The organism is Erwinia sp. JUb26, assembly GCF_003751505.1.
Lineage (GTDB): Bacteria > Pseudomonadota > Gammaproteobacteria > Enterobacterales > Enterobacteriaceae > Erwinia.
The window spans coordinates 1-13628 of the sequence record NZ_RJVB01000009.1 but is presented as its reverse complement, the minus strand read 5'-3'; the positions used below and the strand labels follow the sequence as shown (position 1 = coordinate 13628).

Sequence of the window (13628 nt, the reverse complement as noted above, 5' to 3'; positions counted from 1 at the left end):
AATAATGAGTAGTGTAGAGATTCTTGTTCCTGACCTGCCAGAATCCGTTGCTGATGCCACCGTTGCAACCTGGCATAAAAAACCCGGCGACAGCGTTAAGCGTGATGAAGTGCTGGTTGAGATCGAAACTGACAAAGTGATTCTGGAAGTTCCTGCCTCAGCAGACGGCGTACTGGAAGCCATCGTCGAGGATGAAGGCGCAACCGTGACTTCTCGCCAGGTGCTGGGCCGTCTGAAAGAAGGCAACAGCGAAGGCAAAGAAACGTCAGCCAAGGCAGACAGCAAAGAATCGACTCCGGCGCAGCGTCAGAGCGCATCTCTGGAAGAAGAGAGCAGCGATGCCCTGAGCCCGGCGATCCGTCGTCTGATCGCTGAACATAACCTTGATGCATCAGCGATCAAGGGCAGCGGAGTGGGTGGTCGTCTGACGCGTGAAGACGTTGAGAAGCATCTGGCTAAGGCACCGGCGAAAGCTGCCGAACCTAAAGCTGCTGAAGCTGCACCGGCCAGCTCGCTTGGCAACCGTAGTGAAAAACGCGTACCGATGACTCGTCTGCGCAAACGCGTTGCCGAACGTCTGCTGCAGGCGAAAAACAGCACCGCCATGCTGACTACCTTTAACGAAGTCAACATGCAGCCAATCATGGCTCTGCGTAAACAGTACGGTGATGCCTTCGAAAAACGCCACGGTGTGCGCCTGGGCTTCATGTCCTTCTACATCAAAGCCGTGGTAGAAGCGCTGAAGCGTTATCCGGAAGTGAACGCCTCCATCGACGGCGAAGACGTGGTTTACCACAACTACTTCGACGTCAGCATCGCGGTATCCACCCCGCGCGGTCTGGTGACCCCGGTGCTGAAAGATGTTGATGCCCTGAGCATGGCGGACATCGAGAAGAAAATTAAAGAACTGGCCGTGAAAGGCCGTGACGGCAAGCTGACCGTTGATGAACTGACCGGCGGTAACTTCACCATTACCAACGGCGGCGTTTTCGGTTCACTGATGTCTACGCCGATCATCAACCCACCGCAGAGCGCGATCCTGGGCATGCATGCCATCAAAGATCGTCCTATGGCGGTGAACGGCCAGGTAGTGATTCAGCCAATGATGTATCTGGCGCTCTCTTACGATCACCGCCTGATCGACGGCCGCGAATCCGTCGGCTATCTGGTGGCGATCAAAGAGCTGCTGGAAGATCCGGCCCGTCTGCTGCTGGACGTTTAAAACCCCTGGCGTGCGGCCCCGTGCCGCACCCATCCTATGTGTAGCCGTTGCTGACGGCTAAGTCTTTTCAGACCTGAATGGATAGAACATCATGAACTTACACGAATATCAGGCAAAACAGTTGTTTGCACGGTATGGCTTACCGGCACCAACCGGTTATGCCTGCACCACGCCACGTGAAGCAGAAGAAGCCGCCTCTAAAATTGGCGCCGGTCCGTGGGTAGTGAAATGTCAGGTTCATGCCGGTGGCCGCGGTAAAGCGGGCGGTGTGAAAGTGGTGAACAGCAAGGAAGACATTCGTGCTTTCGCTGAAAACTGGCTGGGTAAAAACCTGGTCACTTACCAGACTGATGCAAACGGCCAGCCGGTAAACCAGATTCTGGTTGAAGCCGCGACCGACATCGACCAGGAACTTTACCTGGGCGCGGTCGTTGACCGTGCAACGCGTCGCGTGGTGTTTATGGCGTCGACCGAAGGCGGCGTGGAAATTGAAAAAGTGGCGGAAGAAACCCCGCACCTGATTCATAAAATGGCGCTGGACCCACTGACCGGCCCGCAGCCGTTCCAGGGCCGCGAGCTGGCCTTTAAACTGGGTCTGACCGGTAAGCAGATTGGTCAGTTCACCAAAATCTTTATGGGTCTGGCAACGCTGTTCCTGGAGCGCGATCTGGCACTGGTTGAGATCAACCCGCTGGTGATCACCAAGCAGGGCGATCTGGTCTGCCTGGACGGCAAACTGACCGCCGATGGCAACGCGATGTTCCGTCAGCCTGAGCTGCGCGAAATGCGTGACCCAAGCCAGGAAGATTCCCGTGAAGCGCATGCAGCGCAGTGGGAACTGAACTACGTGGCGCTGGAAGGCAACATCGGCTGTATGGTTAACGGCGCAGGTCTGGCGATGGGCACCATGGACATCGTTAAGCTGAGCGGTGGCCAGCCGGCTAACTTCCTGGACGTTGGCGGCGGCGCAACCAAAGAGCGCGTAACCGAAGCGTTTAAAATCATTCTCTCCGATGACGCAGTGAAAGCGGTATTCGTGAACATCTTCGGCGGCATCGTTCGCTGTGACCTGATCGCTGACGGTATCATCGGTGCCGTAGCGGAAGTGGGTGTTAACGTCCCGGTTGTCGTACGTCTGGAAGGTAACAATGCTGAACTGGGTGCCAAAAAACTGGCAGACAGCGGCCTGAATATTATTGCAGCAACCAGCCTGAGTGACGCGGCGCAGCGCGTTGTTGCCGCAGCGGAGGGTAAATAATGTCCATTCTGATCGATAAAAACACCAAAGTGATCTGCCAGGGCTTCACCGGCGGTCAGGGTACCTTCCACTCCGAGCAGGCGCTGGCCTACGGTACGCAGCTGGTTGGCGGCGTGACCCCGGGTAAAGGCGGCACCGAGCATCTGGGCCTGCCGGTATTTAACACCGTGCGTGAAGCCGTGGAAGCCACCGGCGCTACTGCCTCCGTTATCTACGTTCCGGCCCCGTTCTGTAAAGACGGTATCCTGGAAGCTATCGACGCCGGTATCAAACTGATCATCACCATCACCGAAGGTATCCCAACGCTGGATATGCTGACCGTGAAAGTGAAGCTGGATGAAGCCGGTGTGCGCATGATTGGTCCTAACTGTCCGGGCGTTATCACCCCGGGTGAATGTAAGATCGGCATCATGCCGGGGCACATTCACCAGCCAGGTCGTATCGGTATCGTTTCCCGTTCCGGTACTCTGACCTATGAAGCCGTTAAGCAGACCACAGATATCGGCTACGGCCAGTCTACCTGCGTCGGCATCGGCGGTGACCCGATCCCGGGTTCTAACTTCATCGATATCCTGAAGCTGTTCCAGGACGATCCGCAGACCGAAGCGATTGTGATGATCGGTGAAATCGGCGGTAGCGCGGAAGAAGAGGCGGCGGCGTTCATCAAAGAACACGTTACCAAACCTGTCGTCGGCTACATCGCCGGTGTGACCGCGCCGAAAGGCAAGCGTATGGGTCACGCCGGTGCAATTATCGCCGGTGGTAAAGGTACCGCTGACGAGAAGTTTGCTGCTCTGGAAGCGGCCGGTGTTAAAACCGTGCGCAGCCTTGCCGACATCGGCGATGCGGTCAAAGCGGTTCTGCCACAGAAATAACGTTAAAAAATCTCGACATGTTGGCCACCCTCGGGTGGCCTTTTTTACGATCCTCTGCCAGATTTTAAGTCATTCAATAAAAATGGCTTATTTATTATTAAATAGACTATTTCTCGCCATATCTTAAAACAAACCTCTTATTACCTTAATATTTAACTGCCACGTAAATATAAGGTACAAAAAGTTAACAATTCTTCCTTTGCTAGCATATAACCCCTGCATCAAATATTATTTTAGATCAAAAAAACACGACTTATTTACCAGGTATTTAGCTGGAAGAATTTGTCAGTTTTGGTATAAATTGCGCTATATCAAATGGATGTCCCGACCTCTTTTGAGCTGAAATTTGATCTGGTGATAAAAAACAATATTGCAATGAGAAACCCCTTTAACTATAAGCCTATTGGGGCGTATTATAATGGGTGCAAGTCTTACCGAAATTTTTAACCTGTTTTTAACTTTAGATCACCCTGGCGGGAGGCGTGCTGTTATGCGTCTAAAACCAATACCAGGAATAATTATGTTTTTCTGGGCCGAAAAATATACCTGAGTAATTTACTCAATTATTTTTTGCCAAGGCCCATTAGCGGAGCAAGGAGTCAAAATGTTGGATATTGTCGAACTGTCGCGGTTACAGTTTGCCTTGACTGCCATGTATCACTTCCTGTTTGTACCATTAACGCTAGGTATGGCGTTTCTGCTGGCAATAATGGAAACGGTTTATGTGCTTTCAGGTAAACAAATCTATAAGGATATGACCAAGTTCTGGGGCAAGTTGTTTGGGATTAACTTTGCCCTTGGCGTCGCAACAGGACTCACCATGGAGTTCCAGTTCGGTACCAACTGGTCCTATTACTCTCACTACGTAGGCGATATCTTCGGTGCGCCACTGGCGATCGAAGCCCTGATGGCGTTCTTCCTGGAATCAACCTTTGTCGGCCTGTTCTTCTTCGGTTGGGATCGCCTGGGTAAAGTGCAGCACATGGCGGTGACCTGGCTGGTTGCGCTGGGATCTAACCTTTCTGCGCTGTGGATCCTGGTGGCAAACGGCTGGATGCAGAACCCGATTGCCTCAGAATTTAACTTTGAAACCATGCGTATGGAAATGGTCAGCTTCTCTGAGCTGGTGCTTAACCCGGTTGCGCAGGTTAAATTCGTTCATACCGTCGCAGCGGGCTACACCTGTGGTGCGATGTTTATCCTCGGCGTGAGTTCTTATTACCTGCTTCGTGGCCGTGATTTGGCGTTTGCTAAACGCTCATTCGCAATCGCCGCCAGCTTCGGCATGGCCGCCATCCTGTCGGTGATCGTCCTGGGTGATGAATCCGGTTATGAAATGGGTGACGTGCAGAAAACCAAACTGGCCGCGATTGAAGCCGAGTGGGAAACCCAGCCCGCGCCTGCGGCGTTTACCCTGTTTGGGATCCCCGATCAGGATACGCAGGAAAATAACTATTCGATTCAAATCCCCTGGGCGCTTGGCCTGATCGCCACGCGTTCGGTCGACAAGCAGGTTACCGGTCTGAAAGATCTGTTGGGCCAGCATGAAGTGCGTATCCGTAACGGGATGAAAGCCTATGAGCTGCTGCAGGAACTGCGCAGCGGTAACCAGGATCCGGCAGTGCGTAGCGCCTTTAACGCGGCGAAAAACGATCTCGGATACGGGCTGTTACTGAAACGCTATACGGCAAACGTGTCTGATGCCAGTGAAGCGCAAATTCAGATGGCAACCCAGGATTCGATTCCACGCGTCGCGCCGCTCTACTTCTCCTTCCGTATCATGGTTGGCTGTGGGGTGTTGATGCTGCTGATTATCGGTCTGTCATTCTGGTCAGTACTTCGCAACCGCATCGGCAACTGTAAAACGCTGCTCAAATGTGCGCTGTACGGTATTCCTCTGCCGTGGATTGCTATCGAATCCGGCTGGTTCGTTGCCGAATACGGTCGTCAACCGTGGGCTATTGGTGAAGTGCTGCCAACGGCCGTCGCGAACTCTTCGCTGACCGCCGGTGACCTGCTGTTCTCAATGGGACTGATTTGCGGACTGTACACCCTGTTCCTGGTCGCGGAAATGTATCTGATGTTTAAATTCGCCCGCCTTGGACCGAGTAGCTTGAAAACCGGACGCTATCACTACGAGCTGTCCAGTACTCAATCGCAGCCAGCGCGCTAAGACAGGAGTTCTCACATGTTTTCTTACGAGATATTGCGTTTTATATGGTGGGTGCTGATTGGCGTACTGCTGATTGGGTTTGCCGTCACCGAAGGTTTTGATATGGGCGTGGGCATGCTGTCGCGTATTCTGGGTAAAACCGATACCGAGCGCCGCGTGATGATCAACAGTATCGCACCGCACTGGGACGGCAATCAGGTCTGGTTGATTACCGCCGGTGGTGCGCTGTTTGCCGCCTGGCCTACGGTTTATGCTGCGGCGTTCTCCGGTTTTTACGTGGCGATGATCCTGGTGCTGGCGTCTTTATTCTTCCGTCCGGTAGGGTTTGATTACCGTTCGAAAATTGAAGACATGCGCTGGCGTGGAATGTGGGACTGGGCCATTTTCATCGGTAGCTTTGTACCACCGCTGGTGATTGGTGTGGCATTCGGCAACTTGTTGCAGGGTGTGCCGTTCCATATTGATACCGATCTGCGTCTGTTCTACACCGGTAACTTCTTCCAGCTGCTGAATCCGTTTGGTCTGCTGGCAGGCATCATCAGCCTGACGATGTTCCTGGCTCAGGGAGCCACCTATCTGCAGATGCGTACTACGGGTGAACTGCATCTGCGTTCACGAATCACCGCGCAGATTGCTGCACTGGTAATGATGATTTGTTTCCTGCTGGCCGGTGTCTGGGTTGTCTACGGCATTGACGGTTACGTTCTGACTTCCGTCCTCGATCATAACGGCCCTTCCAATCCGTTATTGAAAGAAGTGAGCCATGAAGCCGGTGCCTGGATGGCGAACTTCCGCAGTGCGCCTGTCCTGTGGGTTATTCCTGCCCTGGGCGTGGTTCTGCCGCTGCTGACAATTCTGTGCTCGCGTCTGGAAAAAGGTGCCTGGGCATTCGTCTTCTCCTCTCTGACGATGGCCTGTGTCATTCTGACGGCCGGCGTGGCGATGTTCCCGTTCATTATGCCTTCAGTGACCGTGCCAAATATCAGCCTGACCATGTGGGATGCAACGTCGACTCTGCTGACGCTGAGAGTGATGACCGTCGTGGCCGCTATCTTTGTGCCAATCGTCCTGTGTTACACAATCTGGTGTTACTACAAAATGTTCGGTCGCGTGACCAAAGAGCAGATTGAAAGTAACAGCCATTCTCTCTACTAAGAAGGAGCGACACGATGTGGTATTTTGCCTGGATACTTGGCACGCTACTGGCCTGTGCCTTCGGTGTGATCACCGCGCTGGCGCTGGAACAGACGGAAGCAACAGCGAAAGATAAACACTAATGGGGCAGGGCATCGCTAAACTTTATCGGCTGATGGATAAGGTCCCGCTGCGGGCCTTGTCCCTGGTTGCCGCACTGCTGCTGGCGGGCTGTATGTTTTGGGACCCGTCACGCTTTGCTGCCAGTAGTGGTCATCTTGCTATCTGGCAGGGACTGGTGCTGATGTGGGCCGTGTGCAGCGGTGTCATTCATGGTGTGGGCTTTCGCCCTCGTCGCCTCCGCTGGCAGGGATTCTTCTCACCGCTTCCTGCATTTATTGTCCTGCTGGCCGGGTTAGCCTTTTTCTTTTTGTAGTTTCCCGTGGAGTCAGCGATCGCTGGCTCCCTATCCTCTGCGAAAGACCCTTGAGAAATCTTTTTTTAGCTTCATTTCTGTCAAGGTTTGTCTGATAAATGTGCTGAAATCAGAGAAGTTGTTACCGTCTGATAATTATTTTCGTTCCCCTCTGGCAACCCATTCCAAAGGCGTTATCTCTTGCGTATAGTAGCAACGTTTTCCTGTACCAACGTTAGCATTACCGGGATGTAGAGTGAGTACAACGCTGTTTCAATGGCCGGTTCGCGTCTATTACGAAGACACTGATGCCGGTGGTGTGGTTTACCACGCCAGCTATGTCGCTTTTTATGAACGAGCACGGACTGAAATGCTGCGTCAGCGTCATTTCAATCAGCAGGCGCTTCTGGAACAACAGGTCGCTTTTGTCGTGCGTCGTATCACGGTTGATTACCTTGCAGCTGCCCGCCTCGACGATATGCTCGACGTGCAGAGCGAGGTCATTGCCATGAGCAGAACGACCATGACATTTGCCCAGCGTATCCTTAATGCAGATGGCCGTGTGCTCAATGAAGCAGAAGTCCTTATCGCCTGCATCAACCCACATCTAATGAAGCCGATAGCGCTTCCCAAGTCTATTGTCGCGGAGTTCAAGCAGTGACTGACATGAACATTCTTGATTTGTTCCTGAAGGCGAGCCTTCTGGTCAAACTTATCATGTTGATTTTGATCGGGTTTTCAATCGCTTCCTGGGCGGTCATTATTCAGCGTACCCGTATCCTCAATGCTGCGACACGCGATGCGGATGCATTTGAAGACAAGTTCTGGTCGGGTGTCGAACTGTCTGGTCTGTATCAGGAAAGCCAGGCGCGCCGTGATGAACTGGGCGGAACTGAGCAGATTTTCTACGCGGGCTTTAAGGAGTTTGCTCGCCTGCATCGTGCCAATAACCATGCACCGGAAGCGGTGGTGGAAGGGGCGACGCGTGCCATGCGCATCTCGATGAATCGTGAGCTTGAAACGCTGGAAAACCATATTCCATTCCTCGGTACCGTAGGTTCCATCAGTCCGTACATCGGTCTGTTTGGTACGGTGTGGGGGATTATGCATGCCTTTATCGCGCTGGGTGCGGTGAAACAGGCGACCCTGCAGATGGTTGCTCCGGGTATCGCTGAAGCACTGATTGCCACGGCAATCGGTCTGTTCGCGGCTATCCCCGCCGTTATGGCCTATAACCGCCTGAACCAGCGCGTGAATAAGCTGGAGCAGAACTACGACAACTTTATGGAAGAGTTTACGGCTATCCTGCATCGTCAGGCTTTCACCAGCGACGTAAGCAAGTAAGTCGGAGGTTTTATGGCCAGAAAGCGTGGTCGCGGTCGCCGCGAACTGAAGTCCGAAATCAATATCGTTCCATTACTGGACGTGCTGCTGGTGCTGTTGCTGATTTTCATGGCAACGGCGCCGATTATCACCCAGAGCGTGGAAGTCGATCTGCCGGACGCAACCGATTCAAAAACAGTCTCCAGCGACGATAATCCTCCGGTGATTGTCGAAGTCGCGGGCGTCGGACAGTACAGCCTGGTGGTCGATCACGACCGGATGGAGCAGCTGCCGCCGGAACAGGTGGTGGCCGAGGCGCGAAGCCGCATTACGGCGAACCCGAAAACCGTGTTCCTGATTGGCGGTGCTAAAGAAGTGCCTTATGACGAGATCATTAAGGCGCTGAACTTGCTGCATCAGGCAGGCGTTAAGTCTGTCGGACTGATGACGCAGCCGATTTAATTCATCCGAACCGTTTTTGGGAACCGAGAGTGTCGAAGGCAACCGAGCAAGACGATAAGTTAAAACGAGCCATAACCATCTCCGTAGTGCTGCATATCATTTTGATTGCGGCGCTGGTGTGGAGCTCGTTTGACGAAAATATCGACGCCAGCGGCGGCGGTGGCGGTAGCGATATTGACGCGGTGATGGTCGATCCTGGTGCTGTCGTTGAACAGTACAATCGCCAGCAAAATCAGCAGAGCGACAGCAAGCGCGCCGAGCAGCAGCGTCAGAAGCAGGCAAAACAGCAGGCGGAAGAGCTACAGCAGAAGCAGGCCGCTGAACAGCAGCGCCTGAAGCAGCTGGAAAAAGAGCGTCTGCAGGCGCAGGAAGACGCTAAGCAGCAGGCAGCGGAACAGGCCGCCGAGCAGAAACAGGCGGAAGCCGCGGCCAAACAGGCTCAGCAGGAACAGAAACAGGCCGAGGCGGCAGCCGCCAAAGCGAAGGCTGACGCGAAAGCCGAAGCGGACGCCCAGGCTAAGGCGAAAGCGGATGCCCAGGCGAAAGCCAAGGCTGATGCGCAGGCACAGGCTAAAGCCGATGCCGATGCGCAGGCAAAAGCCGCAGCGGATGCGAAGAAAAAAGCGGAAGAAGAGGTCAAGAAGGCCGCTGCTGACGCGAAGAAAAAAGCGGAAGAACAGGCTAAACAGGCCGCGGCCGAAGCGGCTAAAGTTAAAGCGACCGCTGATGCTAAGGCGAAAGCCGCGGCTGATGCCAAAGCGGCGGCAGCAGAAGCTAAAGCGGAGGCTGCCGCCGAAGCGAAAGCTCAGGCAGCCGCTGATGCGAAAGAGAAAGCCGCAGCGGAAGCCAAAGAGAAAGCCGCCTCTGAGGCGAAGGAAAAAGCCGATGCCGCCGCGAAAGCGAAAGCCGACGCAGCAGCAAAAGCCAAAGCGGATGCGGCCGCCAAGAAGAAAGCGGCTGCCGAGGCGGCGAAAGATGCCGGTGACGTAGGCGATCTGCTTGGCGATCTCTCCTCCGGCAAGAATGCGCCGAAATCAGGCAAAGCAGCCGGCGGTGGCGGTGCAGCAGGGCAGGGCACGCAGAAGAAATCGGGTGCCTCCGGTGCAGCGATAGACAGCTATCTGGGCCAGGTCAAAGCGGCGATTCAGAGCAAGTTTTATGATGCGGACACCTTTGCCGGTAAAAAATGTGATGTGCGGATTAAACTTGCTTCAGATGGAACACTTTTTGATGCCACGCCGGCAGGTGGCGATTCGGCGCTGTGTCAGGCCGCGGTAACGGCGGCTAAGTCCGCACGAATTCCGAAACCACCGAGCGCGGAAGTGTGGCAGGCGGTAAAAGAAGCTAGGCTGGAATTTAAACCGTAAGAATGCGGTAACCAGCGGCATGTTGAACTATGTTAAGCATGCCGTACTCTTAGGTTTGTTGATACAAGGCTAATTTATCGTGGGCGCTATGCCCGGATAAGGGAGAAATAATGAAGCAGGCATTTCGTGTAGCGCTGAGTTTTTTACTGCTGTTTGTCGCCGTGGCGCATGCAGAAGTACGCATTGAAATTACTCAGGGTGTGAATTCCGCGCGTCCTATTGGCGTGGTACCGTTTAAGTGGGATGGCCCTGGCGCTGCCCCGGAAGATATTGGTGGCATCGTTGCTGCCGACCTGCGCAACAGCGGGAAATTTAATCCAATCGATCGCGCTCGCCTGCCGCAGCAGCCAACCTCTGTCGCTGAAGTGCAGCCTGCTGCATGGACCGCGCTGGGTATTGATGCTGTAGTGGTGGGTCAGGTACAGCCTGGCGCCGACGGCAGCTATCTGGTGTCCTACCAGTTGGTCGATACGTCTGGCAACCCGGGTGCAGTGCTGGCGCAAAACCAGTTTAAAGTCACCAAACAGTGGTTGCGCTACGCTGCGCATACCGCCAGCGATGAAAGCTTTGAGAAGCTGACCGGTATTAAAGGTGCGTTCCGTACCCGTATCGCCTACGTCGTGACCACCAACGGCGGCCAGTTCCCGTATGAGCTGCGCGTTTCCGACTACGACGGCTACAACCAGTTCGTTGTGCACCGTTCACCGCAGCCGCTGATGTCGCCGGCCTGGTCTCCGGACGGCAGCAAAGTGGCCTATGTGACCTTTGAGAGCGGCAAATCAGCGCTGGTTATCCAGACGCTGGCTAACGGCGCTATCCGTCAGGTTGCATCGTTCCCACGTCACAACGGCGCACCGGCATTCTCACCGGACGGCAGCAAGCTGGCCTTCGCCCTGTCTAAAACCGGCAGCCTGAACCTGTACGTCATGGATATTGGTTCCGGCCAGATCCGTCAGGTAACCGACGGCCGCTATAACAGCACCGAACCGACCTGGTTCCCGGACAGTCAGAGCATTGCCTATACTTCTGACCAGGCCGGACGCCCACAAATTTATAAAGTCAGCGCAAGCGGCGGTACTCCGCAGCGTATCACCTGGGAAGGTTCACAGAACCAGGATGCGGACGTCAGCGCTGACGGCAAATCAATGGTGATGATCAGCACCAACGGCGGCGCTCAACACGTCGCCCGACAAGATCTGGTAACGGGAGCCGTTCAACAATTAACGGACACGTTCCTGGATGAGACGCCAAGTCTCGCACCTAACGGCACAATGGTAATCTACAGCTCAACTCAGGGTATGGGTTCCGTATTGCAGTTGGTTTCGACGGATGGGCGTTTCAAAGCGCGTCTTCCGGCAACTGATGGACAGGTCAAGTTTCCTGCCTGGTCGCCGTATCTGTAATGCATATAAATATGTATGACAAACAATAATTAGGAATCAAAAATGCAACTGAACAAAGTGCTGAAAGGCTTAATGCTGGCACTGCCAGTAATCGCGGTAGCGGCTTGTAGCTCTCACAAGAACAACAACAACGACCAGACCAACGCAGGTCAGGACGGTTCTAACAGCGGCTACAACAACGGCGGCAACATGTCTTCTGACGAGCAGGCGCGTCTGCAGATGCAGCAGCTGCAGCAGAACAACATCGTTTACTTCGGTCTGGACAAATATGACATCCAGTCTGAATTCGCTCAGATGCTGGATGCGCACGCTAACTTCCTGCGTAGCAACCCGTCTTACAAAGTGACTGTAGAAGGCCACGCGGATGAGCGCGGTACTCCTGAGTACAACATCGCACTGGGCGAGCGTCGTGCTAACGCAGTTAAGATGTACCTGCAGGGTAAAGGCGTTTCTGCTGACCAGATCTCTATCGTTTCTTACGGTAAAGAGAAGCCAGCTGTACTGGGCCACGACGAAGCAGCCTATGCTAAAAACCGTCGTGCCGTACTGGTTTACTAAGAGACTCACATGATTAGTAGCTTCAGAACTCAACTATTGAGTCTGTCGTTACTGATTGGCATAGCGGCCCCCTGGGCCGCTAATGCCCAGGCAACAATCAGTAGCGTTGGCTCAGGCTCGGTCGAAGACCGCGTCACTACCCTTGAGCGTATTTCTAATGCTCAGGCACAACTCCTCCAGCAGCTTCAGCAGCAGCTTTCCGATACGCAAAATGATATTGATTCTCTGCGCGGTCAGATCCAGGAAAACAGCTATCAGCTGAACCAGGTTGTTGAGCGGCAGAAAGGTATCCTTCAGCAGATCGACAGTCTGAGCAGCGGCGGCGGGAATGCCGGTGCGCAGGCCAGCGGTGCGGGAGATGCAGCAGCCGGTGCGGCGGCTGCATCCGGCAGTGCGGCAGGCGATGCGACGGCGGCGGCACCAACTGCTGCGCCGACGCAGAGCGGTGATGCGAATACCGACTACAACGCGGCGGTTGCGCTGGTACTGGAAAAGAAACAGTACGATCAGGCTATCGCGGCGTTTCAGGCCTTTGTAAAAAAGTACCCGGATTCAACCTATCAGCCTAATGCCAACTACTGGCTTGGGCAGTTGAACTACAACAAAGGCAAAAAAGACGATGCGGCTTACTATTTCGCTACCGTCGTCAAAAGTTACCCTAAATCGCCAAAAAGCGCCGATGCGCTGTTTAAGGTTGGGGTGATCATGCAGGAGAAGGGCGACAAGGCTAAAGCCAAGGCCGTTTACCAGCAGGTCATAAAACTTTATCCAAATAGCGAAGCAGCAAAGCAGGCGCAAAAGCGTTCCGCAGCGCTGTAAAAGGCACGATTTGACCAGAATACGCCTGAATTCTGGTCTTAACGCGTGAAAGCTAAGCAGTTGAACGTAATGTGTTGAAATAGTGGTTGCGCTGGAAATTCAAATCAGTAATATATGCCGCCGTTGCCGGGGGATATGTTAACAGCGTCCAGCAGCACAAAAGTGGGTCGTTAGCTCAGTTGGTAGAGCAGTTGACTTTTAATCAATTGGTCGCAGGTTCGAATCCTGCACGACCCACCATCACTTAATGTGATGCACGGTGTAAATCGTGAAGGATGAGAACCGTAAAGGTTCGAGTCGAGCGAAAGCGAGACAACGTTGCGATTAGCGACGGCCCGAAGGGCGAAGTCATCCTGCACGACCCACCACTTCAAAGCATTAAAGATTTACCGAGCGTAGGGTCGTTAGCTCAGTTGGTAGAGCAGTTGACTTTTAATCAATTGGTCGCAGGTTCGAATCCTGCACGACCCACCATCACTTAGAGTAATACTTAACATGATGAGTGATGTAAATCGTGAGCAAGTGAAGTAAAGCAGTTCTGATATGGGTGATTAGCTCAGTTGGTAGAGCATCTCCTTTACACGGAGGGGGTCGGCGGTTCGAGCCCGTCATCACCCAC

14 protein-coding genes, 3 tRNA genes and 1 other RNA gene are annotated in these 13628 nt (G+C 53.8%); all 18 read left to right on the top strand.

What is annotated here, in order from left to right; all coding sequences use genetic code 11:
• The first annotated feature begins 4 nt into the window (after nt 1–4).
• The 18 genes from odhB (at nt 5) to EC836_RS20360 (ending at nt 13627) form a co-directional block, all read left to right on the top strand.
• Complete coding sequence (gene odhB, locus EC836_RS20445; protein WP_123336533.1) at nt 5–1222, top strand: 2-oxoglutarate dehydrogenase complex dihydrolipoyllysine-residue succinyltransferase; 1218 nt, start codon at nt 5–7, stop codon at nt 1220–1222.
• 91 nt (nt 1223–1313) lie between these two features.
• Nucleotides 1314–2480, top strand: coding sequence for an ADP-forming succinate--CoA ligase subunit beta (gene sucC / locus EC836_RS20440; protein WP_105591086.1), 1167 nt, complete (start codon nt 1314–1316; stop codon nt 2478–2480).
• Nucleotides 2480–3355: a succinate--CoA ligase subunit alpha gene (gene sucD, locus EC836_RS20435; protein WP_105591087.1), complete on the top strand. Its 876-nt coding sequence runs from the start codon at nt 2480–2482 to the stop codon at nt 3353–3355. Before sucC ends, sucD begins: the two co-directional genes overlap by 1 nt.
• A 604-nt stretch (nt 3356–3959) precedes the next feature.
• Nucleotides 3960–5528: a cytochrome ubiquinol oxidase subunit I gene (cydA, locus tag EC836_RS20430; RefSeq protein ID WP_123336531.1), complete on the top strand. Its 1569-nt coding sequence runs from the start codon at nt 3960–3962 to the stop codon at nt 5526–5528.
• Nucleotides 5529–5543: 15 nt separating this feature from the next.
• Nucleotides 5544–6683, top strand: a complete 1140-nt coding sequence (gene cydB / locus EC836_RS20425) for a cytochrome d ubiquinol oxidase subunit II (protein WP_123336529.1) — start codon at nt 5544–5546, stop codon at nt 6681–6683.
• 14 nt (nt 6684–6697) lie between these two features.
• Nucleotides 6698–6805, top strand: a complete 108-nt coding sequence (gene cydX, locus EC836_RS20420) for a cytochrome bd-I oxidase subunit CydX (RefSeq protein WP_123336527.1) — start codon at nt 6698–6700, stop codon at nt 6803–6805.
• A complete protein-coding gene (ybgE, locus tag EC836_RS20415) occupies nt 6805–7098 on the top strand; it encodes a cyd operon protein YbgE (protein ID WP_123336525.1) in 294 nt (97 codons plus the stop codon). The genes cydX and ybgE overlap by 1 nt, the downstream gene beginning before the upstream one ends.
• 235 nt (nt 7099–7333) lie before the next feature.
• Nucleotides 7334–7738, top strand: a complete 405-nt coding sequence (gene ybgC, locus EC836_RS20410) for a tol-pal system-associated acyl-CoA thioesterase (RefSeq protein WP_105591092.1) — start codon at nt 7334–7336, stop codon at nt 7736–7738.
• A complete protein-coding gene (gene tolQ, locus EC836_RS20405) occupies nt 7735–8421 on the top strand; it encodes a Tol-Pal system protein TolQ (RefSeq protein WP_123336523.1) in 687 nt (228 codons plus the stop codon). The genes ybgC and tolQ overlap by 4 nt, the downstream gene beginning before the upstream one ends.
• Nucleotides 8422–8433: 12 nt before the next feature.
• A complete protein-coding gene (tolR, locus tag EC836_RS20400; RefSeq protein ID WP_123336521.1) occupies nt 8434–8862 on the top strand; it encodes a colicin uptake protein TolR in 429 nt (142 codons plus the stop codon).
• A gap of 29 nt (nt 8863–8891) precedes the next feature.
• On the top strand, nt 8892–10229 hold the full coding sequence (gene tolA, locus EC836_RS20395) for a cell envelope integrity protein TolA (protein WP_123336519.1): 1338 nt from the start codon (nt 8892–8894) through the stop codon (nt 10227–10229).
• Between the two features lie 110 nt (nt 10230–10339).
• The gene (gene tolB / locus EC836_RS20390) at nt 10340–11632 is read left to right on the top strand and encodes a Tol-Pal system beta propeller repeat protein TolB (protein ID WP_123336517.1); all 1293 of its coding nucleotides are present in this window, start codon (nt 10340–10342) and stop codon (nt 11630–11632) included.
• Between the two features lie 42 nt (nt 11633–11674).
• Complete coding sequence (gene pal, locus EC836_RS20385) at nt 11675–12190, top strand: peptidoglycan-associated lipoprotein Pal (RefSeq protein ID WP_123336515.1); 516 nt, start codon at nt 11675–11677, stop codon at nt 12188–12190.
• Nucleotides 12191–12199: 9 nt separating this feature from the next.
• The gene (gene cpoB / locus EC836_RS20380) at nt 12200–13009 is read left to right on the top strand and encodes a cell division protein CpoB (protein ID WP_123336513.1); all 810 of its coding nucleotides are present in this window, start codon (nt 12200–12202) and stop codon (nt 13007–13009) included.
• A 164-nt stretch (nt 13010–13173) separates the two neighbouring features.
• Nucleotides 13174–13249, top strand: a tRNA-Lys gene (locus tag EC836_RS20375).
• 14 nt (nt 13250–13263) lie between these two features.
• Nucleotides 13264–13377: non-coding RNA, RtT sRNA (locus tag EC836_RS20370), on the top strand.
• A 30-nt stretch (nt 13378–13407) separates the two neighbouring features.
• Nucleotides 13408–13483: transfer RNA gene (locus EC836_RS20365), tRNA-Lys, on the top strand.
• A 71-nt stretch (nt 13484–13554) separates the two neighbouring features.
• Nucleotides 13555–13627: transfer RNA gene (locus EC836_RS20360), tRNA-Val, on the top strand.
• The last annotated feature ends 1 nt before the right edge of the window (nt 13628 follow it).